This window comes from Stenotrophomonas sp. YJH_SMC_20, assembly GCF_059367845.1.
Window position 1 is genome coordinate 344,641 of the sequence record NZ_JCAFRG010000005.1, and the last position, 20,550, is coordinate 365,190.

The 20,550-nt window shown below is 67.0% G+C and carries 19 protein-coding genes and 1 pseudogene; 3 read left to right on the top strand and 17 right to left on the bottom strand.

Annotated elements, in window-relative coordinates:
* The first annotated feature begins 5 nt into the window (after positions 1–5).
* Positions 6–2,117, top strand: coding sequence for a M13 family metallopeptidase (locus tag AC5P6A_RS11760; protein WP_021204370.1), 2,112 nt, complete (start codon positions 6–8; stop codon positions 2,115–2,117).
* Positions 2,118–2,230: 113 nt separating this feature from the next.
* On the opposite strand, the gene AC5P6A_RS11765 is transcribed toward AC5P6A_RS11760, so the two are convergent.
* The gene (locus AC5P6A_RS11765) at positions 2,231–3,403 is read right to left on the bottom strand and encodes an MFS transporter (protein ID WP_111102070.1); all 1,173 of its coding nucleotides are present in this window, start codon (positions 3,401–3,403) and stop codon (positions 2,231–2,233) included.
* Complete coding sequence (locus AC5P6A_RS11770) at positions 3,400–4,614, bottom strand: MFS transporter (RefSeq protein WP_155028896.1); 1,215 nt, start codon at positions 4,612–4,614, stop codon at positions 3,400–3,402. The genes AC5P6A_RS11765 and AC5P6A_RS11770 overlap by 4 nt, the downstream gene beginning before the upstream one ends.
* A 133-nt stretch (positions 4,615–4,747) precedes the next feature.
* Between AC5P6A_RS11770 and AC5P6A_RS11775 the strand changes: the two genes are divergently transcribed.
* Positions 4,748–5,335 carry a TetR/AcrR family transcriptional regulator gene (locus tag AC5P6A_RS11775; protein ID WP_058980715.1) on the top strand — a complete coding sequence of 196 codons (588 nt, stop codon included), beginning with the start codon at positions 4,748–4,750 and terminating at the stop codon, positions 5,333–5,335.
* Positions 5,336–5,446: 111 nt separating this feature from the next.
* On the opposite strand, the gene AC5P6A_RS11780 is transcribed toward AC5P6A_RS11775, so the two are convergent.
* Positions 5,447–6,376, bottom strand: a complete 930-nt coding sequence (locus AC5P6A_RS11780; protein WP_346714949.1) for an oxygenase MpaB family protein — start codon at positions 6,374–6,376, stop codon at positions 5,447–5,449.
* 309 nt (positions 6,377–6,685) lie between these two features.
* Between AC5P6A_RS11780 and AC5P6A_RS11785 the strand changes: the two genes are divergently transcribed.
* Positions 6,686–7,300, top strand: a complete 615-nt coding sequence (locus tag AC5P6A_RS11785) for a hypothetical protein (protein ID WP_021204368.1) — start codon at positions 6,686–6,688, stop codon at positions 7,298–7,300.
* Between the two features lie 39 nt (positions 7,301–7,339).
* On the opposite strand, the pseudogene AC5P6A_RS11790 reads toward AC5P6A_RS11785, so the two are convergent.
* The 14 genes and pseudogenes from AC5P6A_RS11790 to AC5P6A_RS11855 all read right to left on the bottom strand — a co-directional run.
* A pseudogene (locus AC5P6A_RS11790) lies at positions 7,340–7,683 on the bottom strand (hypothetical protein).
* A gap of 35 nt (positions 7,684–7,718) precedes the next feature.
* Positions 7,719–8,489, bottom strand: coding sequence for a LytR/AlgR family response regulator transcription factor (locus AC5P6A_RS11795; protein ID WP_021204366.1), 771 nt, complete (start codon positions 8,487–8,489; stop codon positions 7,719–7,721).
* On the bottom strand, positions 8,479–9,738 hold the full coding sequence (locus tag AC5P6A_RS11800) for a sensor histidine kinase (protein ID WP_495222315.1): 1,260 nt from the start codon (positions 9,736–9,738) through the stop codon (positions 8,479–8,481). Before AC5P6A_RS11800 ends, AC5P6A_RS11795 begins: the two co-directional genes overlap by 11 nt.
* 188 nt (positions 9,739–9,926) lie before the next feature.
* Positions 9,927–11,576 (bottom strand): M28 family metallopeptidase, encoded by a 1,650-nt coding sequence (locus AC5P6A_RS11805; RefSeq protein WP_346714950.1) that lies wholly within the window; start codon positions 11,574–11,576, stop codon positions 9,927–9,929.
* 433 nt (positions 11,577–12,009) lie between these two features.
* Entirely contained in the window at positions 12,010–13,656 is a 1,647-nt protein-coding gene (locus AC5P6A_RS11810) for a CsgG/HfaB family protein (RefSeq protein ID WP_495222316.1), read from the bottom strand.
* A 16-nt stretch (positions 13,657–13,672) separates the two neighbouring features.
* The gene (locus tag AC5P6A_RS11815; RefSeq protein ID WP_021202156.1) at positions 13,673–14,350 is read right to left on the bottom strand and encodes a hypothetical protein; all 678 of its coding nucleotides are present in this window, start codon (positions 14,348–14,350) and stop codon (positions 13,673–13,675) included.
* Between the two features lie 98 nt (positions 14,351–14,448).
* A complete protein-coding gene (locus AC5P6A_RS11820) occupies positions 14,449–15,549 on the bottom strand; it encodes a hypothetical protein (protein ID WP_032953880.1) in 1,101 nt (366 codons plus the stop codon).
* Complete coding sequence (locus AC5P6A_RS11825) at positions 15,540–16,736, bottom strand: hypothetical protein (RefSeq protein ID WP_134734987.1); 1,197 nt, start codon at positions 16,734–16,736, stop codon at positions 15,540–15,542. Before AC5P6A_RS11825 ends, AC5P6A_RS11820 begins: the two co-directional genes overlap by 10 nt.
* Before the next feature lie 106 nt (positions 16,737–16,842).
* Positions 16,843–18,105, bottom strand: coding sequence for a sigma-70 family RNA polymerase sigma factor (locus AC5P6A_RS11830; RefSeq protein ID WP_171953360.1), 1,263 nt, complete (start codon positions 18,103–18,105; stop codon positions 16,843–16,845).
* A 45-nt stretch (positions 18,106–18,150) separates the two neighbouring features.
* Positions 18,151–18,507: a DUF1428 domain-containing protein gene (locus AC5P6A_RS11835; RefSeq protein ID WP_346714952.1), complete on the bottom strand. Its 357-nt coding sequence runs from the start codon at positions 18,505–18,507 to the stop codon at positions 18,151–18,153.
* A 24-nt stretch (positions 18,508–18,531) separates the two neighbouring features.
* Complete coding sequence (locus AC5P6A_RS11840) at positions 18,532–18,942, bottom strand: VOC family protein (RefSeq protein ID WP_134731121.1); 411 nt, start codon at positions 18,940–18,942, stop codon at positions 18,532–18,534.
* A gap of 40 nt (positions 18,943–18,982) precedes the next feature.
* A complete protein-coding gene (locus AC5P6A_RS11845) occupies positions 18,983–19,405 on the bottom strand; it encodes a VOC family protein (protein WP_134731123.1) in 423 nt (140 codons plus the stop codon).
* A 67-nt stretch (positions 19,406–19,472) separates the two neighbouring features.
* Entirely contained in the window at positions 19,473–19,886 is a 414-nt protein-coding gene (locus tag AC5P6A_RS11850; protein WP_053500761.1) for a YciI family protein, read from the bottom strand.
* A gap of 552 nt (positions 19,887–20,438) precedes the next feature.
* Positions 20,439–20,550, bottom strand: a 112-nt coding sequence (locus AC5P6A_RS11855) for an IS3 family transposase (protein ID WP_288042072.1), incomplete at its 5' end; no start/stop codon positions are given.

Consider the following 20,550-nt stretch of genomic DNA (forward strand, 5'->3'; position numbering starts at 1 on the left):
AGTCCATGTCCAAGCTGCGCCGTCCCACCCTGGCGCTGGCCATCGTTGCCAGCCTGTCCCTGGCCGCCTGTGACCGCCCGGCCGAGCCGGCCGCCACGGCCACCGCGCCGGCCGATGCCACCCCCGCTGCGGCCAAGCCGATGCTGGGCAGCTTCGGCTTCGATGCCAGCGGCATGGACCGCAGCATTGCCGCCGGCGATGACTTCTTTGGCTTCGCCAACGGCACCTGGGTCAAGAACACCGAGATTCCGGCCGACCGGTCGCGCTTCGGCAGCTTCAACGTCATTGCCGAGAAGACCCTGGCCGACACCCGCGCCATTCTCGAAGGGGCCGCCGGCAACACCCAGGCCAGCGGTGACGACAAGCTGATCGGCGATTACTACGCCGCTTACATGGACGAGGCCGGCATCGAGCAGCGCGGCGTTGCACCCGTGGAGCCGCAGCTGAAGGCGATCGATGCCATCACCGACAAGGCCGGCCTGGCACGCGCCCTGGGCGGCGATGTGCGCGCCGACGTCGACCTGCTCAATGCGACCAACTTCTACACCGACCGCCTGTTCGGCCTGTGGGTGTCGGTGGACCTGCTGCAGCCGGACCGCAATGCGCCCTACCTGGTGCAGGGCGGCCTGGGCATGCCCGACCGCGATTTCTACCTGGGCGGCGGCCGCATGGCCGAACTGCGCAAGCAGTACCAGGCCTACATCGCACAGATGCTGCAGCTGGCCGGGGTCGCCGATCCGGCCGGCAAGGCACAACGCATTCTCGCGCTGGAGACGAAGATCGCGCAGGCACATGCCACCCAGGAAGAAACCAATGATGTGACCAAGGGTGCCAATCCCTGGACCCAGGCCGACTTCAATGCCAAGGCGCCCGGCATGGACTGGAACGCCTTCCTCGACGCGGCCGCGCTGGGCAAGCAGCAGGACTTCATCGTCTGGCAGCCCAAGGCCGTGGCCGGCCTGTCCAGGCTGGTCGCCACCGAGCCACTGGAGGTGTGGAAGGACTACCTGGCCTTCCACGCGCTGGACCGTGCCGCCGCCTACCTGCCGAAGAAATTCGCCGATGCCCGCTTCGCCTTCCACGGCACCGCGCTGAGCGGCACGCCGCAGCAGAGCGATCGCTGGAAGCGCGCGGTGGACGACGCCAACCACGCAGTGGGCGAAGCGATCGGCAAGCGTTACGTCGAAAAGCACTTCGACGCGAAGACCAAGGAACGCGCGGACGAGATGGCCAAGAACATCATTGCCGCCTTCGCCAAGCGCATCGACGCGCTGGCGTGGATGTCGCCGCAGACCAAGGCGAGCGCCAAGGCGAAGGTGGCCGGCCTGACCGTGGGCATGGGCTATCCGGAAAAGTGGCGCGACTACACCGGCCTTGAGATCCGCCGTGATGACCCGCTGGGCAATGCACAGCGCGCCGAGCTGTTCGAGTACCAGCGCAACATCGCCAAGCTGGGCAAGCCGGTCGACCACGGCGAGTGGGCGATGCTGCCGCAGACCATCAACGCGATGAATGTGCCGCTGGAAAACCGCCTGGTGTTCCCGGCCGCGATCCTGCAGCCGCCGTTCTTCGACGGCGCCGCCGACGACGCCGTGAACTATGGTGCGATCGGCGCCGTGATCGGCCACGAGATCAGCCACGGTTTCGACAACGCGGGCGCACTGTTCGATGAAACCGGCAAGCTGCACAACTGGTGGACCGCCGAGGACCTGAAGCAGTTCAACGCCGCCGGCGATGCGCTGGCCGCGCAGTTCAGCAGCTACGAGCCGTTCCCGGGCGTGCATGTGAATGGCAAGCTGACCCTGGGCGAGAACATCGCCGACGTGGCCGGCCTGGGTACCGCCTACGACGCCTACCAGCTGTCGCTGCAGGGCAAGCCGGGCCAGACCCTGGAAGGCTTCACCCCGGACCAGCGCTTCTTCCTGGGCTTTGCCCAGGCCTGGCGCAGCAAGAGCCGCGAGCAGGCGCTGCGCAACTCGCTGCTGACCGATGTGCATGCACCGGGCCAGTTCCGCGCACTCACCGTGCGCAACATCGACGCGTGGTACCCGGCGTTCGACGTGAAGGAAGGCCAGAAGCTGTACCTGGCCCCGGACAAGCGGGTCAAGGTGTGGTGATCTGACTGGAACGGGCGCCGCAAGGCGCCCGTTTCATTTCCCGGTAGCGGCCAACCTTGGTCGGCACATGCCCCGCTCCGGTGGGTGCCAATCTTGGTTGGCATGGCGCGGATCTACCTGCCGGTGGTGGCAACCATCAGCAAAGCACTCCCCGCCAACACCGCCGCAGCCCACAGCGTGGCGTGCAGCCCGATGCCATCCAGCAGCAGTCCACCGCCCCACGCCCCGAGCGCGATGCCGATGTTGAATACACCCACATACAGCGCGGTGGCGATCTCCACGGCCTGCGGCACCGCTTTCATCATCCAGCTCATCAGGCCCACCGATACACCGCCATAGGCCAGGCCCCACAGCAGCAGCACCGCGATGCCAGCGGACGGTGTGTTTCCCACCCACAGGAACAACAGCGGCGTCAGCATCAGGCCCGATGCGATCGCCAGCACCGTGCCACGTGGATGGCGTGCTGCCAGCGGCCCGGCGATGAAGTTGCCGGCGATGCCGGCCAGGCCGTAGGCAAACAGCAGTGCACCGATCCACGACGCATCCATGCTGGAGAGGCACGTCAGCAGCGGCCGCACATAGGTGAAGGCGATGAAGTGCCCGGACACCAGCAGCACGGTCAGCCACAGGCCACGCCGCAGGTCGCGCTGGCCAAGCTGCTGCACGAACTGCCGCAGCCGCACCGATGTACTGACAGGCAACGCAGGAACGACCCGCAGATGCAGCAGCATCACCGCCGCACTGAACAACGCCAGCGCCACGAACGCGCTGCGCCAGCCCAATGCATCCCCGATCAGCGCGCCCAGCGGCACGCCCAGCACCGATGCCGCGGCCACGCCACCGAAGATGATCGAGGTGGCCAGGCCCATGCGCTGCGCAGGTACCAGGCGCGCTGCCAGCCCACCGGCGATGGCCCAGATGCCGCCCATGCAGAACCCCACCAGCACGCGCGCGGCCAACAGCCAGCCGATGCCCGGTGCCAGCGCCGATGCAAGGTTGGCGACCAGCAGCAGCCCCAGCAGCGCGCACAGGATGCGGCGACGATCGATGCCACCGGCTGCGATCACCACCAGCGGTGCGAACAGCGCCGCGAGCAGGGCCGGCAGCGAGATCATCAGACCGGCGGTACCAGTGGACGCACCGAGATCTTCGGCGATAGGGGTCAGCAGGCCCACCGGCAGCATTTCGGTGGTGACCACCGAGAAGGTGGCGAGGCCGACGGCGGAAACTGCCCACCACGGATGGCGGGGCACAGGCGCGGCGTGCGCAGGCGATGAACCGCTCACGGGATGATTCCTTCAGGGGATGTGGATGCAGCAGAAGGGCGCAGTGCACGTTGCGCGAGCAGGGCGAACAGCAGCACGCCACCGCCTGCCAACAGCGCAACGACAAAGCCGCTGCGCACGCCCCCCGCATCGACGCTCTGGCCGGACAGCGCCGCGCCCAGTGCCACGCCGATGTTCAAACCGGCCAGCAACCAGGTCATGCCCTCGGTCAGGCGCGATTCGGGCACGTGCTGTTCAACCAGCGACATCGCCACGATCATCGTCGGCGCGAAGAACACCCCGGCCAGCAGCACGGCAAAGGCCAGTGCAGGCAGGTTGCCCACCCACAGCAACGGCAACGTGGTCAGTGCGGTGGCCGCTGCGCCGGCCAGCAACAGGCGCGGCAACGGTGCCTGCAGCTTCAGGGCACCGAACAGCAGGCCCGCTGTGCAGCTGCCCAGCGCATAGGCCGACAGCACTGCACTGGCGGCAAGCGGCTGGCCCCGCTCTTCGGCGAACGCCACGCTGGTGATGTCGACGGTGCCCACAATCACGCCCATCGCCAGCATCAGCAACGCCAGCAAGCGGATCTCCGGCTGCCGCAGCAACGAACGCGAGGGTGCGGCACCTTCGCGATGCTGCAGCGGCGGCTCGGTGCCACGCTGCATTACCAGTGCGGCCACTCCAATCACCAGCAGCAACGCTGCCGCCAGCACGCCCGCCTGCGGCCACACCGCAACCGACAATCCCACCGACAACGGTGGCCCGGCGATGAAGGTCACCTCGTCGAACACAGTCTCCAGCGAATACGCGGTCTGCAGCTGCGCGCGTCCGCGATGGATCGCGGTCCAGCGCGCGCGCACCATCGCCGACACGCTGGGCATGCAACCGGCCAGCATCGCCGCAATGAACAGCGTCCAGTCCGGCGCAGCCAACAGCGTGCACGCGACCAGCAACAGCAGCCCCGCCGCACTGGCCGCAGTAGCCCATGGCAGCACCCTGCCCTGCCCGCGCCGGTCAACCCAGCGCGACACCTGCGGTGACAGCAGCGCGTAGGTCAGCACGAAGGTGGCCGACACCGCACCAGCCAGTGCATAGCTGCCGCGCAGCTGCGACAGCAGGGTGATGATGCCGATGCCGGTCATCGGCAGCGGCAGGCGGGCCAGCAGGCCGGCCAGGGCGAGGCCGGCGGTGCCAGGGGCAGCGAACAGGTCGCGGTAGGGGGTGGCCATCAGGATCTCCAGGGCAGCGGCTTGCCTGGCGCACCCGGCGCCACGACAATACATACAGAGCGTATGAATAAGAGGCTACATTCATACGCTTCGTATGTAAACAATCATGCATTGTGTATCTAAGGAGTTCCGGATGGTCCGTCGCACCCGCGCCGAGATGGAAGAAACCCGCGCCACCCTGCTGGCCACCGCCCGTCGCGTCTTCAGCGCGCATGGCTATGCCGCCACCTCGATGGATGACCTGACCGCCCAGGCCGGGCTCACCCGCGGTGCGCTGTACCACCACTTCGGCGACAAGAAGGGGCTGCTGGCCGCGGTGGTCGCCCAGCTGGATGCCGAGACCGACCAGCGCCTGCAGGCGATCAGTGACAGCGCCGACGATGCCTGGGAGGGCTTCGTGCAGCGATGCCGCGCCTATCTGGAGATGGCGCTGGAACCGGAGATCCAGCGCATCGTGCTGCGCGATGCACGTGCGGTGCTCGGTGGCGCCTCACCGGAATCGCAGCGCCACTGCGTGCACTCGATGCAGCGGTTGATCGAACAGCTGATCACGCAGAGCGTGGTAGCACCGGTGGACGCGCAGGCGCTGGCGTCGCTGATCTACGGCAGCCTGGCCGAGGCCGCGTTCTGGATCGCCGAAGGAGAGGATGGTGATGCGCGACTGCGTCAGGCGACGGCGGCGCTGGACCTGCTGTTGCGTGGGTTGAAGTCGGCGCGGTGACACGCATCCATGCATGGCATGGATCTACTGCGGAATCCGCTCTGGTAGATGCCAACCTTGGTTGGCGCTTCCGCGGCACCGCGTGAAAGGCATGCCAACCAAGGTTGGCACCTACCAGGCAACCGCAGGCCACTCGCGCAGGATCTCCACCGGCACGCCCATCCGCGCGCAGGCGCGGCTGGCCAGGCCATCGGGCAGCGCGCGGCGGAACAGCGGCGCCATGCCCTGCATCAACTTCGCTGAAGCTGCCGCCTGCGCACGCTGGCGTCCACTGCGCTCGAGCATGCCCTCGGCCCAGTCCGGCAGCAGCGCCGCGCCTGCACCCAGGAACACCTCGCGCGACAGCCCCGGCACCGGTACCGGCAGGCGCACGCCGGACAACACCTCCAGCACTTCACGCGAGCGCTCGTCCACACGCAGCTCCGGTTGCCGCGCGCAGAAGTACGCCGCCACCTCGGCTTTGCTGCACGGCACATCCACTGCACCCAGCGCCTCGGCCACACGGCGGTACTCATCGTAGTAGCGGTCGGCGATGTTCCCCGGCACCTCGCGCCCATAGCGGCGGAAACCCTGCAGGAACCCGAAGGCTTCGGTCACGTGCACCCAGGTCAGCAACTGCGGATCGTCGGCGGCGTAGGGCTCGCCCTGCGCGGTCTGGCCGCGGATCCGTGCATGAATACGGCGCACCTTGGCCACCAGCGCCTCCACTTCGCCAGTGGGCGCGTAGCTGGTGCCGGCAACGAAGGCGGTGGTGCGGCGCAGGCGTCCCACCAGGTCCTGGCGGAAATTGGAGTGGTCGTAGACCCCGGCCAGCGCGCGTGGGTGCAGTGTCTGCAGCATCAGCGCGCACAGGCCACCGGCGAGCATCGAGGGAAATTCGGCGTGCAGCCGCCATGTGACGCTGTCCGGGCCGAACCAGCCCGGGTCGCCCTGCGGATGGTCGTAGTCGATGCCACTCTGGCCGCGCGGGAAGGCGTCCAGTACCCAGCGCCGGATCGGCGCGGTGACGGGGCGGTAGAGTCGCTGCAGCAAAGCCGGCATCACGGGTCCAGGAAAGTCGGAAGAACGGTCGCATCTTGCGCGGTCGGCCCCGATTCTCGGCGATCACGGCGCAGGCGGCGAGCCTCCACGCTCATCGACCGTTTCATGTGCGGCCGCAGCACGTTTCACCCTGCGACATCCTGTCGCAGGCTGTGACCGCGATGATGCAATGCATCAATTTTCACTCCCGCCGGGCAAACCCTTGCGCCGCTTGGCATTGCCCCCGTTGCACCGCCCGCTGGAAGTGCTAGAACTGGACCCGCCACACCGTCCAATGCTGATCGACGCACGTTCCACAAGGAGCCAGCCATGATTGCCTTGTTCAAGGGTTTGGGAATTCTGCTTCGCGACAACGAGCTCTACAGCAGCCCGTTCGACAAACAGGTGGCGCACTGGCGCAACCTCAGCGAGCAGCAGATCCGCGATGAAGTGGCGGTGCTGGCCCAGGCCAAGTGCCAGTGGCTGATCGCATCGATCATCGGCTGGCAGGCAGCCTCTCTGCTGATCCTGGGCCTGATCGCCAACTACCTGTGGCGCGATGACTTCCATATCACCTTCACCCGCGTGGTGATCGTGTTCGGCTCATGGGTCTCGATCCTGTTCGTGATCTGGTTCATGGCCAACATGTTCGATCAGCAGGCCGGCTTCGAGCGCTGGATGAAGGCCTTCAACAGCCGCGCCCGCATCAGTTCCAAGGCCGACAGCGTGGAGCACGTGGCCGAGGCACTGGACCTGGCCGAGCACTACCCGGAAGTGCTGGACTACAAGCAGGCGGTCACCACCAAGCGCGAACTGCGCCACGAGGACATCCGCATCATGACCGAGATCGGGCGGATGAAGCAGCACTCGGAGCTGGTCGGACGCCTGAACCACGTCGGCGAAACCGAACACCATCACGAGCTGACGCTGCAGCCTGCCTACTGACCCTTCAGCGAAGCGGTGGGATCCACACTGCCACCGTGATCACTCGCGGTGGCAGTGTTCTATCGGGTCCTGGCTGACGCACTGGCGGAAGCCGTCGGCTGGCCACGCATGGCCTCGGTCTTGCCTGCCGCAACCGCAAACCGGCGCAGCGGCGGCGTGGTGCACGCGGCATCGGTGCTGCACGCTGGGTCCAGCACCAGGTAATGGCAGTGGCCACTGCTGCTGGCAATGCACTGAAAGCGCGCCTCGCCGTCGACCACCGTACTCTTGCTGTACAGCGTGTCCACGCCGTTGGCATGGGTGCGGGTGATCGAGGTGTTGCGGGATTTTTCGCAGCCGGCCAGTGCCAGCACGGCAACGCACGCAATCAGCAGACGGGACATGTTCATTCCTCGGTGCAGGGGGGATGCGGCTGCGGCTACATGCCGCGGAACAGGCTCATGAACGGTTGGCTGACCACCAGCGTTTCCGTTCGGCCACGCAGGCGCAGCACGCCCCGCCCGGTATCGTCGCGGCTGACCGCCGCCACGGCCTTCATGTTGACGATGGTCGAGCGGTGGATCTGGCGGAAATGCTGCGGGTCGAGCACTTCCAGCAGTTCGCGCAACGGCGTGCGCAGCAGGCTCTCGCCGGCGGCAGTGACCACGGTGGTGTACTTGTTGTCGGCGCGGAAGTAGGCCACCTCCTCCAGCATGATCAGCTGCGTCTCGCGGCCGTTGCTGGCGGTGATCCAGGCCAGCGGCGGTCGCTCTGCAGTGCCCTGCGATGGGCCCAACCGCTGCAGCAGGCGCTCCAGCACGGCATCGTCCTGCCGCGTCGATGGCAGCCGCGACAGGATGCGTTCGCGGGTGGCAAGCAGGCGCTCGTCGCTTACCGGCTTGAGCAGGTAATCCATCGCGCCCTGCTCGAATGCATCGATGGCGTACTGGTCGTAGGCAGTAACGAACACCACCTGGGTGCGCGGACTCAGCTCGGACAGCGAGCGCGCGACCTCGATGCCGCTGATACCGGGCATGCGGATATCGAGGAAAGCGATGTCCGGCTGCTTCTCGGCCAGCTGCTCCAGCGCGCTGGCGCCGTCCTCGCACTCGGCCACCAGCTTCAGGTCCGGCCACAGCCGGCGAAGTTGCTCCACCAGCGACTGCCGCAGCAGTTCTTCGTCTTCAGCGATCAGTGCCTCAAGCGGCATGGCTGCGCTCCTTGTGCGACTGCGGCAGGGTCATGGTCGCGGCCACGCCGCTGGGGAAATTGGCCACGATCGCCACACCGGCCTGCTCAACGCAGGTCAGGCGCAGGCGCTCGCGCAGGTTCTTCAGGCCGATGCCGGTACCGCTGGTGCCCTGCCCGAAGCCGAGCCCGTCGTCGGCGACGGTCACGGTCACGTGGTCATCGAAACCACGCGCGAGGATCCAGATCGTGCCACCGCCGGGCTTGGGTTCCAGGCCGTGCTTGATCGCGTTTTCCACCAGTGTCTGCAACGCCATCGCCGGCAGGTGCACGCCATGCAGTTCGTTGGGTACCTGCACTTCCACCGCCAGCCGCGCGCCCATGCGGATACGCAGAATCTCCAGGTAGGCGCGGGTGCGCTCCAGCTCCACGCCCAGCGTGGACACCGATTCGTCCACCTGCGGCAACGAGCTGCGCAGGTACTGGATCAGGTGGCCGAGCATCTGTTCGGCACGCGCCGGGTCGGTGCGGGTCAGCACCTGCGCGTTGGCCAGCGTGTTGTACAGGAAGTGCGGTTCCACCTGCGCGTGCAGCAGATTCAAGCGCGCCACCGACAGTTCCTTTTCCACCTGGGTCTGTTCGGCGGCGGCCTGCTCATCGCGACGCTGGTCGGCCACGCGGCGGCTGATCGCACGGGTGACCGCTTCGGCGTTCTCGAAGTTGCTGCCCTCGTCCAGCGCCAGCAGGTCGGCCCACCAGCCCGCATCCGGTTCAAACAGTAGGGTGACGGTGCTGGTGCCCTGCCCCGGCGTGACCGTGGCCAGCACGCTGTTGCGCTTGATCGCCAGCCGCGCCGGCAGGTTCCAGCGCGAGGGCTGACGCCCATTCCAGAGATCCACGCGGCGAACATAGGCGCGCACCTGCAGGCTGCCGGCCGAGCTTTCCACATCCTCCACGCGGGGAAGTTCGGCGATCGCCGCTTCCACTACCGAGAACGCGTGGCCGGCGTCCATCGGCAGTTCGATCTGGCGGCGCTGGCGCCCGGACAAGGTGGTGGCATCCAGGCGACCGGCCACCAGCCAGACCCGGCGGATATGGGTGATGGCACTGCCCAGCGCGGAAATGATCAGGAACATCGCCAGCAAGCCGAAAATCCAGCCCGGGCCATCGTTCATGCCACTGAAGATGCCGCTCCAGACCATGCCTGCGACGAACAGCGCCGCAGCCCAGGCCAGCAGATGACGTAACAGGAGAGAAAGGCTGGCGAACACGGCGGCGCCTTGGAGGAAGGGGGTGAGCCGAGCATAGGGCGGCCCGCCGGGCAAGCAAGCGGGCTGCGACGAAGGGCGGGAAAGCGGGGATGGAAGCGGCTCTGGCAGTGCCGGCCGCTGGCCGGCACCCCGTCATCGCCGCAAGCCTCGCAGCAATGCCGGCCAGCGGCCGGCACCACCGGTGCTTCTTATTTGCGCTGGTCGGCGCTGGCGTCGCGTACGGCGCGGAACGACTCGTCCTTGCTCCAGTTCGGCCAGGCACGGGAGTTGGCCAGCTGGTTGCCCAGCGTGTACAGCACTTCCAGGTCGCGGGCGGCACCGGCGAACACCCAGTCCGGCTGCCATTCGTCGCCCTGCTGGTGGTAACGCTTGGCGGTGTAGTCCTCGGAGGCCTTCTTGCCCGCAGCCACGCCACCGTCCACCCAGTCCTGGCCGGCCGACCACGACAGTGCCGGCACGCCACGCTTGGCGAACGGGAAGTGATCGGAGCGGAAGAACAGGCCCGCTTCCGGCTTCGGGTCCGGCGTGTAGCGGATATCCCAGCCCTTGGCCACGTCCTTCAGCTGGTCCAGCAGCTCGAAGCGCGCGGCGCCGTAGATGCCGAAATCGCGCGACGGACCGAACGGCGCCATGCCATCCATGTTGATCACCGCCACGGTCTTTTCCAGCGGGTACAGCGGATGAGTGGCGTAGTACTCCGAACCCAGCAGGCCCTTTTCCTCGGCGGTGACTGCCAGGAACAGCACTGACCTCTCCGGGCGCTTGGCCTTGGCGAAACCACGGGCCAGCTCGATCAGCGAGGCAGTACCGCTGGCATTGTCCAGCGCACCGTTGAAGATGCGATCACCGCGCGCGTCCGGCTCGCCCACGCCGATGTGGTCCCAGTGCGCGCTGTAGACGATGGTCTCGTCCGGGTGGCGGCTGCCTTCCAGGCGTGCGGCCACGTTGTGCGAGGTGATCACTTCGGTCTTCACCGCGTACTTCGCGTCCAGACTGGCGCCGGTCAGCGGCACCGGGGTGAAGTCGCGCTGCTGCGCCTTCTTCTTCAGCGCTTCGAAGTCCTGCCCGGCCGAGCGGAACAGCTCCACGGCAAGGTCGCGCTGGATCCAGCCTTCCAGCAGCGGGTGGCTTTCCGCCGGGTTGTCGCGCACCACATCGAACATAGTGTTGGTGTTGGAGCCGGCCACGGTGGCCCAGCCGTACGACGCCGGTGCGGTCTCGTGCACGATCAGCACGCCCAGCGCGCCCTGGCGGGCACCTTCTTCGTACTTGTAGGTCCAACGGCCGTAGTAGGTCATGCCCTTGCCGTCGAAGTCGCCCTGGCCGGTCTCGAAGTCCGGATCGTTGATCAGCACGACGGCGATCTTGCCCTTCAGGTCCACGCCCTTGAAGTCGTCCCAGTTGCGCTCCGGGGCCTTCACGCCGTAGCCGAGGAACACCAGCGGCGCCTTGCTGATATCGACGTTGCTGGCGTCGTTCATGGCGGCGCGCACGGCGATCTGCTTGCCCTGCTCCAGCGCAACGGTCTTGCCGCCCTGGTGCAGCGCCAGCTGCGGTGCGCCGACGATGTCGCCCTTGCGCAGCGGAACGGCCTGGGTCCACAGGCGCTTGCCATCCTTGAGGTCACCGCCCGGCTGCAGGCCGGCATCGGCGAACTGCTTGCTGAGGAAGGCGATGGTCTTTTCTTCGCCGGCGGTGGCCGGGGAGCGGCCTTCGTAGGCGTCGGAGGCCAGTTCCTTGACGTCGGCCGAGATCCGCGCGCCGTCGAATTTCGGGGTGGCGGCCATCAGTGCGCTCGACACTGACAGGGCCAGCACGCCCAGTGCTACTCGCTTCATTGCTCTCTCCAGCAGGGAAATCTCTCTGGAGTGTAATGGGATTCGGCAGGGCTGCGCCCTGCACCCGCCGAAGCCAGGGCAACAGCAACAGCAACAGCCAAAGCCAAAGCCAAAGCAACAGCGGCATTCCGTGGGATGGCGGGGTGGGTCCGGTTGCGGGGGACGCTGCAAGTACATCCATGTAAGCTCGGTCGCCGCATCCATGCGGCTCACGCCCCCGCAACCGGACCCACCCCGCCTTCGACAGGTTCCCGCTGCTGTTGGTGGAAGTCGACCTTGGTCGACACACCGCTGTTGGTGGGTGTCGACCTTGATCGACACGCCGCTGTTGGTAGGTGTCGACCTTGGTCGACACGGACGGAAACACGAAGGGGTCAGGTTCCTTTCCCTGCGGGAAAGGGCTCTGACCCCATCTATGTGTTGCTTGAGCCTGTTACCAGTTCGGATCTTCGGCCGGCGCGGCAGCGGGCTTGGGCTTCGGCTTGGCGGCCGGGCGTGCGGCAGCTGCGGGAGCGGCCGAGGCAGTCGCTCCTGCGGCGGCGGCCGCCGGCTTGCTGCCCAGCTTCTGGCGCAGTTCGATCTGGCCCGGACGGAAACCGCCGCGCATCGCGTCGACGCCGTCTTCGATGGTGCCGTATGAGGTCTGTGCAGCGACGCGGTCGATGCGGATGGTGCAGCACGGGTGTTCGCTGCGGCCCAGCGAGCGGCCGGTCTGCGGGTCCTTCAGTTCTTCGCCCAGGCGCACGGCCTGCCAGCGCTGGCCGGCCTGCACGGTGTCACCGCCCTGGCTCAGCACCACCTGGTCACCGTCCACCGACACCACCGATACCGGGAACAGCGTGGTGACGATGCTGGTGCCGATCTGGCCGGACAGCGATTCCATCATCGCCGCGGCCATGTTGCGGCCGTTGACCACACGCGGCAGGGTGCTGGGGCCGGTCGAGGCCAGCTGGTGGTCGAAGCTGTCGGACATCACCACCTGGCCGGTGGTGGCGTTGACCAGGCGCAGGGTGATGCGGCCGCCACCGGAGTACGAGGTCACCTGGCGGTCGGACATGCGCAGGTTGCGCACGCTGCGCGGGTACTCGAAGCGTTCGATGGTCGGGATCAGGATCAGGTCGGTCGCCAGCTGCTGGCCGACACGGGCAGTGTCCTGCAAACGTACGTTGCCGCTGTTGATGTGGTCGATCTCGGCCTGCAGTTCGTCGCCGAACTCACGGTCCAGCACGATGAAGCGCTGGGTCTGGGTCAGCGTGTCGGACAGGCGTGCGCGGATCGCGTCGGCCACTTCATCGGCGCTCACGCGGCCATCGCCCACGGCATAGCTGCCGGCCTTGGTACGCGGCAGCGCGACCACGATCTTCGGCTTGCCCTGCTCGTCCGGTGCGCGGTACTGGGCGATCTGGGCACGTACGCGTACCTTCCAGTAGCTGCGCATGCTGCGGTGGGTCACGTCGGAATCGAACGAGCTGGCGCCACGCTTGGCATCGACGTTGACCTTCTCGTCGTAGCTCTGCTTGACACTGGCCGAAGCCGAACCGCTCTTGGCCGAGGCTTCGCCGGACGCACTGGCCGACGCCGAGCCCTTGAAGCTCCAGCCTTCGTCGCTGGCGCGCACACGGGCGATGGTCTCCTCGTCCAGCTGCCGCACTTCGTCCTGCGACAGGATTTCATAGCCCCGCACCGCGCCCTGCGAGCCGGCGATCATCTGCTGGGTGAACGCGTCGGCGCGGATGTCGCCGACGTGTTCGTCATCCACATCCACATGCAGGCCTGCACGCAGGCCCTGCATCTGGCTGGCCACGCGTACGCCGTTGACCTGCGCCACCGCCGACTGCAACGCCGCCAGCACCGCCAGTTCCGGGGTGCTGCCGATGCCGTCGGCCTCGCGCGCGACCTGGGTGGTGCCGCCGAAATCCGGCGTGCCACGCAGGGGCGCCTCTTCCACTGGCGCATTGCTGGCCAGTGCACTGGTTGCCTTTTCCTTGGCGGGCGCGGCAGCCGGGGCGTCCTGCTCGCCACAGGCTGCAAGCAGCGCGGCAACCAGGCCCAGGCCGATCAAACGGTAGGTCATACGCATGAAGATTCGCCTCGGATCAGAGCGTGTCGAGCATCGAATCGGCGTTGGACGGCACCTTCACCTTGCTCTTCCTGGCGAAGGTCACGGCCGACTTGGTCGAGCCGTACAGGCCCTGGATGAAGCCCGGCGATTCCTTGGCCACCCATGCACCGGCGGCCAGCTTGCGGCCGACGGTCGCCAGCTGGGTCGCGCCCAGGTTCTTCATGCCGGCGGTGAAGTTGCTGGCCTCGCCACCGAGCTTCTGTGCTTCGGCGGCCGACGCCAGCAACGAGACCAGGCCTTCGGCGTAGTGCTGCTTGGATTCAGCGTTCAGTTCCGGCTGCGCGGCCTGGCGCTCGTTGATCGCCGCCTGCGCCGCTTCGCTGACCGACACCGACTTCTTCATCGCATCGACGCTGACCGAACCCGACGACAGCGCCTGGCGCTCGGCTTCCAGCAGCTGCACCTGCTCGGCCAGGCCGAAGGCACGGGCAAACGAGGTCTGGGCCTGCAGCGAGTGCGACTGCGAGCTGACGAAACGACGCACCAGCGCTTCCTGCGCGGCTTCGTCCGGGGCGGCGGCGCTGGAAGCGCTGCTGCTGGAGGTGCCGGTGGCGGCACCGGCCAGGTCCTTCAGCTTGCCCAGGCCGGCGTGGGCCGGCATCGACAGGGTGGCGGCAGCGATGGCCACGACAAGAGCAGTATTGCGGATCATATGAGTGTCCTTTGGGAGAGACGGCCGCCAAGCGGCACGTGGGAATCGGTAACCCCAGGCCGATGCCGAGCGGGCTCGGCACCCACCGGGGCGGCGGATCAGCGGACCGCCTTGACGTTCAGTTCGTTGATCATCTGCTGGGCGGCCTTTTCGGCAGCCAGCTGCAGCGCGTTGGTACGGGCCACGGTTTCATTCGGGCCGGTGCCGGAGAACTGCACCGGGCCCACCGACGACACGGTGCGCGGGAAGCGACCGGTCACGTCCAGCACCTTGCCGGTGACCGTGACGAACACGCGGGTGTTGCCACTGGCCGGATCGCGGTCGCGCATGCCGATGTCGAGGGTGCCGACGGCGATGTACGGAATGTTGGCCGCACGGATGCCGTTGGCGGTATCGCGCAGGGTGGCCGGGGCCAGGTCGTTGCCGGTGCTGAAGTCCTTGCGGATGCGCTCGATGCTGAGCAGGCCGCGCGACTCGCCCTCCACGTATTCGGCTTCAACCACTTCGTAGCCGGCGGCGCTGAAGGCACCGGTCATCGCGGTGTTCACTTCGGCGGCGTTGGCCACCTTCCAGGTGATGTTGTCGGCGCGTGCGGTGGTGCTTCCGCCGCTGGTGACCGACACCGAACCATTCTGGTTGATGCTGCCGTTGGTGCTGACCGAGTTGCCGCGGAAGCTGTCGCCCTCACGGGTGTTCTCGCTGTAGCTGCTGCTGGCGTCGACGCGGCGGTATTCCTTGTCCTGGAACGACTGCACGGTGTCCTGCGAGCGCGCCATGAACAGGAAGGTCAGCAGCGAGCGCTGCGCGGCGGTGGCACCGGCCACGGCCGAACCCGCATCCAGCTTGGTCTGCAGCAGGGTGGTGTTGATCTCGGCGCGGACGGTGACGGTGTAGGTCTTGGCCTTCTTGTCTTCGGTGTCCGACAGCTGCACGGCGCTGAGCACGTAGCGATCGATCTCGCCGATGAACTCGGCGCGGCGCGCTTCGAACAGGCGCAGCTTGGCCGCACCGGTTTCAGCGATGTACGCCTCCAGGGCATTGACCTTGGCCTTGTTCAGGGCCTGGGCACGGGTGTCGGCACTCAGGCGCAGGCCGTAGCTGGCCGAACCGGTACCGCGCGAGCTGGCGGTCTGCGCAGCGACCGGCGAGGCCACCACCAGCGCGATGAGGATGAGCAGGATGGTACGCATCAACGACATGACTTGATCAACTCCTGGAGGGCTTGGGTCTGCTGCTGCAACGGGCGGCCGCCCGGCTTCTGTTCGTCCAGCCAGGCGCGCGAATCGGCACGCTTGGCGGCGGCGCCGGCGAAGGCATCGAGCCCGGCCAGCAGGGTTTCGTAGCTGGCCGACCACTGGTCGACCTGCCACTGCGTGACCGGCACCACCTTGGTGGCCCCCTTGCGCAGCGGCTGTTCGAAATAGACCTTGCCGGAGAAGGGCTCGGTCACTTTGGCGGTGAAGAATGCGCCGAACAGCATCGTCTTCATCGCCGGGGTTTCATTGATGACGCCGTTCTTCAGCGCATCGACCTGCACAGTGATGACGTAGTCCGGCTCGGGGATCTTCAGCTGGTAGACCTTGCCGTCGGCAAAGCGGGCGGCCATCGCACCACCGATCGCCTGGCCCGAGGCCGGCGGCAGCAGGCCGACGCCGGTATTGGACGACAGCGTCTTGGACAGTTCATGGGCCAGCGTGGCGCGCAGCGGGGTTTCCCACTTCGGGTCGGGCAGCTTGGCGCGGACCGCGTCGGACAGGGTTACGCCACCGACCTGCAGGCGACGCACGGCGGCATCGGGCAGCTTGGCCTGGGCGAGACTGGCGGCCAGCACCTGCGACAGACTGGTATCGGCGCTGCCGTACAGCAGATCGGCGACGATCGCGTCGATATCGTCGTTGTCCGGGCGGTAGTCCTGCACGTCGATGCGCTGCAGGGTCAGCGGATAGGACGCGATCACCTGGCGCTCGCGGAAGTCGAAGAACAGCGCCTGCAGCGCCACTTCCACCAGCACCTTGTACTGGTCACCGATCGGCTCGACCGAGACCAGTTCGCGGTCCAGTGCCGCGGCCAGCACGGTCGCGCTGGTGGTGCCGTCGAGCATCGCCACCGGCTGGTCGATCAGCTGCAGGTGGGCCGGGGCGCGGCGCTTGAGCGACTGTGCCAGCGCCTGGTTCAGCGGGACCAGGCCACGCCGTTCCAGCACCGCATGCGCATGTGGCGTGGTCGCCTGCACGGCGGCGGCGTCAGCGGTATAGGCGAAGCCTGCCCAATAGGCCTGCTGTGATTTGTCTGCCGCCTGCGTGGCCATCGGCCACACGGCCAGGCACAGGGCACAGGCAAGCAGGCGCGCAAAAGCGCGCGATGCGCTCTTCGTCCTTGAATACATCCAACCGCTCCTCGGTCAATACGCACGGAATGCGGACGCTGATGCGTCCGCTGGGCGCGAAACATAGCCGCTCAGGCGCGCGGCGACAAGTGCTGTCCTTGTCGGCTCAGTCTGTGCGGGGCAGGCCCGCCCGTTGCCGCAGCAATCCGCGCTCGGCCCGGTTCTGGCTGAGCCGAGCTGCCTCGCCAAAAGCGTCACGCGCATCCTGCTCACGCCCCAGTGCCTGCAACAGCTCGCCACGAACCACCTGCAGCGGCGCGTAGTCGCGCAGGCGCGCATCAACCAGCAGCGGCTGCAGTTGTACCCATGCAGCGAACGCGCCCTCGCTGCGCAGTACCGCCACCACCCGGTTCAATGCCACCACCGGCGAAGGTTGCACCTGCAGCAGCTGTGCATAGAGCGCGGCGATACGCGGCCAGTCGGTAGCGTCGGCGCGCCGCGCCGCCGCATGGCACGCTGCGATGCGCGCCTGCAGCACATAGGGATCGTCACCGCCACCGGCGGCCAGCGCGCGCGCCAGCACCTGCTGCCCGCGTTCAATCTGCAGCCAGTCCCAGCGCGCGCGGTTCTGTTGGTCCAGCAGCACCGGCACGCCCTGCGCATCGGTCCGTGCTGCGGCACGCGAGGCCTGCAGCTCCATCAGCGCCAGCAGGCCCAGCACCGGCGGCACCGGCAGCCGGTGCGCCAGAATGCGCGCGAGTCGCAGTGCCTCGTCGCACAGCGCCGGACGCATCCAGTCGTCACCAGCACTGGCCGCATAGCCTTCGTTGAAGACCAGGTAGATCGCCTCCAGCACCGATCCGAGCCGCTCAGGCATCGCGTCAGCACGCGGGACCTCGTAGGGCACCTGCTTCTGCGCCAGGGTGCGCTTGGCGCGAACGATGCGTTGGGCGATGGTTGGCTCCGGCTGCAGGAACGCACGTGCGATCTCGACGGTGGTCAGGCCACCGAGCAGGCGCAGGGTCAGTGCCACCCGCGCATCGGCCGGCAGCACCGGATGGCAGGCCACGAACATCAGCCGCAGCAGATCGTCACCCAGGTCATCCTCCAGCGCCTGGCTGTCATCGGGTGCCGGCAGCGCGGCCGGATGCAGTTCCTCACCCCACTGCGCATGCTGCTGCGTCACCCGCTGGTGCTGGCGCAGCACATCGATGGCGCGGTTGCGCGCGGTGGTCATCAGCCAGGCTCCGGGGTTGTCCGGGATGCCCTGTTCCGGCCAGCGCTCCAGCGCGGCCAGCCAGGTGTCCTGGGCCAGCTCCTCGGCACGGCCGACATCACCGCCGAGCAGCCGCGCCAGGCGCGCGATCAACACTGGCGACTCCATCCGCCAGAGGGCTTCCAGACGCTGCGTCAGTGCGGGATCGAGCATGCGCCGATCACAACACGCACGCCCGGCCCGCACAAGCGCCGCAGCTCACGCTTCAACAATCGGCTTGAAGCCGCCCCAGAACATGCGCTTGGTATCGAACGGCATGTCCTTCGGGCCCAGCGACGCCAGCCGCGGGTCGGCCATCACCTTGGCGTTGATGCGGTCGCGTGCCGCGCGCGAGCGGAACACCACGAAGGCGACGATCACCGTCTCGCCCGGTTTCGCCTTGACCGCACGCGGGAACGAGGTGCTCTTGCCCGGTTCCACATCGTCAGCCACGCATTCCATGTACTGCAGCGCGCCATGGTCCTTCCACACCGCGCCGGCCCTGCGGGCAAGGCGGCGGTAGGCCGCCACCTTGTCCTGTGGGCACGGCAGCACGTAAGCATCCACGTAGGCCATGTGGGTTCTCCCTTGCGGCGGCCGTCAGCCCGGCTCGCCGTCCATGTGTGCGATTTCCCAGAGATGGCCATCCAGGTCCTGGAAGCCGCGCTGGTACATGAAGCCCAGGTCGCGCGCCGGCTGCGGTTCGCTGGCGCCGGCGGCCAGTGCCTTGTCCAACAGCTCGTCAACTGCCTTGCGACTGGGTGCCGAGAGTGCGTTGATCACTTCCGTGTGGGTGTGCGCATCGGCAATCGACTTGTTGGTGAACTGCCGGAAAAAAGGTTGGGTCAGCAGCATCACGTAGATGCTCTCGCTGATGACCATGCCAGCCGCATCGTCATTGGTATAGGTTGGATTGAAGCTGTAGCCCAGCGCGGTGAAGAACGCCTTGGACTTCTCCAGATCCTGCACGGGCAGGTTGACGAAGATCATCTGCGGTTGTGGTGCACTCATTGGTAACGCTCCTTGTGGATGAAGAGGAAAGAGGGAGGGATCAGGGCTGCTTCATGCAATTGACCATCCACGGCTTGCCGTAGCGATCAATCAGCATGCCCCAGCGGTGCGCCCAGAACGTTTCGGCGATCGGCATCTGCACCTGGCCACCTTCGGCCAGCGCCGCGAACACGCGCTCGGCTTCCTCGATGCTGTCGACATCGACATTGATGGTGGTCGAGCCACCCTCGCCACCGCCGGGGCCATCGGCGGCCATCAGGATGGCGTTGCCGATCTCCAGCTGGCTGTGCGCAACGTGGTCGAGGGTTTCCGGCGGCATCTCGTTGCAGCCGGGCGACCCATCGGAGGGCGGCATGTCGCGGTACTTCATTTCCGAGGTGACCTGGGCACCGAGTGCCTTGGCGTAGAACGCCATCGCATCGTGGGCCTGGCCGCTGAAGCCGAGGAAGGGAATCAGTTTCATGGCAATACTCCGTTGTGCGGTTCAGGGCAGTAGTGCCGGGTCCTGCCCGGCAGGGAGATGAATCGGGTCAACCTTCCAGCTGTGCACGCAGACGCTGTTCCTGCTGCTGTAATTCGGGGGTGAAGGCTTCACCGAAGTCTTCTGCGGAGATCAGGGGACGCAGTTCCAGCGTGCCTCCCTCGCCGAACGGCGCACGGCTGGCCCATTCAACGGCCTCGTCCAGCGACCGCACCTCCCACAACCAGAAGCCGGCGATCTGTTCGCTGGCAGGACCGAACGGACCGGCCTCGACCTTGGGTGCCCCGCCGCCGAAATGAATGCGACGGCCGCGCTGGGTGGCGTGCAGGCCTTCACCGGCCAGCATGATGCCGGCGGCCACGAGCTGTTCGTTGAAGGCGCCCATTTCGGACAGTTCCTGTTCGCTGGGCATGCGGCCGGCTTCGGAGTCGGCGTTGGCCTTCACGATCACCATCACTTTCATTGCAGTCTCCCGTGGGGACGCGTGATGCGTGCCCTTCACTGGGTACAACGAACCAGGGGGCTGGGAATCGACACGTCTGTTGGAAATTTTTTCTTCCGTGGAAGGCGCGCCTTCGGCGGGAGTCGGCGAACGGCGGAGCCCCTCCGTGGTGGGGTTGGGTTGGTCGCTGAAAGCTGGGTTCCCGTAGGTGGGCCGGGCGGGTGGGGGTGGCGGGGACGCCGTGAACCCGTCCTTGGGGGCTTAGCCGCGGCATCCATGCCGCGGATACCCCGCCACCCCCACCCGCCCGGCCCCAGACAGATTCCGGTTGCCGATCCACCACGGGAAGATCAAGAAAAAAGGCAGAAGCAAAAACAACGGCAACGGCGGATGGCTGGCGGCCTCGGCTTTGTGAGCGAAGCGACCCGCTTTTGCTCTTGTTTGTGATTTTCCGTGGTGGACGCCGCAGGAACCTGTCCAGGGCCGGGTGGGTAGGCGGGGCGGGGGTGTCCGCGGCATGGATGCCGCGGCCAAGCCCCCAAGGTGAAGTGACCCCCGAGACTTGGACAGGGGTCAGGCGGCCGATTGGGCCTGTTGGGCCTGCTCCCGGTACTGTACCGGGCTCAGGCCCTTCAATTTCAATTTGATTCGCTCTTGGTTGTAGTACTGGATGTATTCCACCAGC

Bases quoted from the DNA above. Each gene is read 5' to 3' on its own strand.
- AC5P6A_RS11785 (WP_021204368.1), top strand. From the start codon at position 6,686: ATGATTGCCTTGTTCAAGGGTTTGGGAATTCTGCTTCGCGACAACGAG.
- AC5P6A_RS11795 (WP_021204366.1), bottom strand. From the start codon at position 8,489: ATGCCGCTTGAGGCACTGATCGCTGAAGACGAAGAACTGCTGCGGCAG.
- AC5P6A_RS11825 (WP_134734987.1), bottom strand. From the start codon at position 16,736: ATGTATTCAAGGACGAAGAGCGCATCGCGCGCTTTTGCGCGCCTGCTT.
- AC5P6A_RS11815 (WP_021202156.1), bottom strand. From the start codon at position 14,350: ATGATCCGCAATACTGCTCTTGTCGTGGCCATCGCTGCCGCCACCCTG.
- AC5P6A_RS11810 (WP_495222316.1), bottom strand. From the start codon at position 13,656: ATGCGTATGACCTACCGTTTGATCGGCCTGGGCCTGGTTGCCGCGCTG.
- AC5P6A_RS11805 (WP_346714950.1), bottom strand. From the start codon at position 11,576: ATGAAGCGAGTAGCACTGGGCGTGCTGGCCCTGTCAGTGTCGAGCGCA.
- AC5P6A_RS11835 (WP_346714952.1), bottom strand. From the start codon at position 18,507: ATGGCCTACGTGGATGCTTACGTGCTGCCGTGCCCACAGGACAAGGTG.
- AC5P6A_RS11850 (WP_053500761.1), bottom strand. From the start codon at position 19,886: ATGAAAGTGATGGTGATCGTGAAGGCCAACGCCGACTCCGAAGCCGGC.
- AC5P6A_RS11840 (WP_134731121.1), bottom strand. From the start codon at position 18,942: ATGAGTGCACCACAACCGCAGATGATCTTCGTCAACCTGCCCGTGCAG.
- AC5P6A_RS11830 (WP_171953360.1), bottom strand. From the start codon at position 18,105: ATGCTCGATCCCGCACTGACGCAGCGTCTGGAAGCCCTCTGGCGGATG.
- AC5P6A_RS11760 (WP_021204370.1), top strand. From the start codon at position 6: ATGTCCAAGCTGCGCCGTCCCACCCTGGCGCTGGCCATCGTTGCCAGC.
- AC5P6A_RS11780 (WP_346714949.1), bottom strand. From the start codon at position 6,376: ATGCCGGCTTTGCTGCAGCGACTCTACCGCCCCGTCACCGCGCCGATC.
- AC5P6A_RS11770 (WP_155028896.1), bottom strand. From the start codon at position 4,614: ATGGCCACCCCCTACCGCGACCTGTTCGCTGCCCCTGGCACCGCCGGC.
- AC5P6A_RS11845 (WP_134731123.1), bottom strand. From the start codon at position 19,405: ATGAAACTGATTCCCTTCCTCGGCTTCAGCGGCCAGGCCCACGATGCG.
- AC5P6A_RS11820 (WP_032953880.1), bottom strand. From the start codon at position 15,549: ATGTCGTTGATGCGTACCATCCTGCTCATCCTCATCGCGCTGGTGGTG.
- AC5P6A_RS11775 (WP_058980715.1), top strand. From the start codon at position 4,748: ATGGTCCGTCGCACCCGCGCCGAGATGGAAGAAACCCGCGCCACCCTG.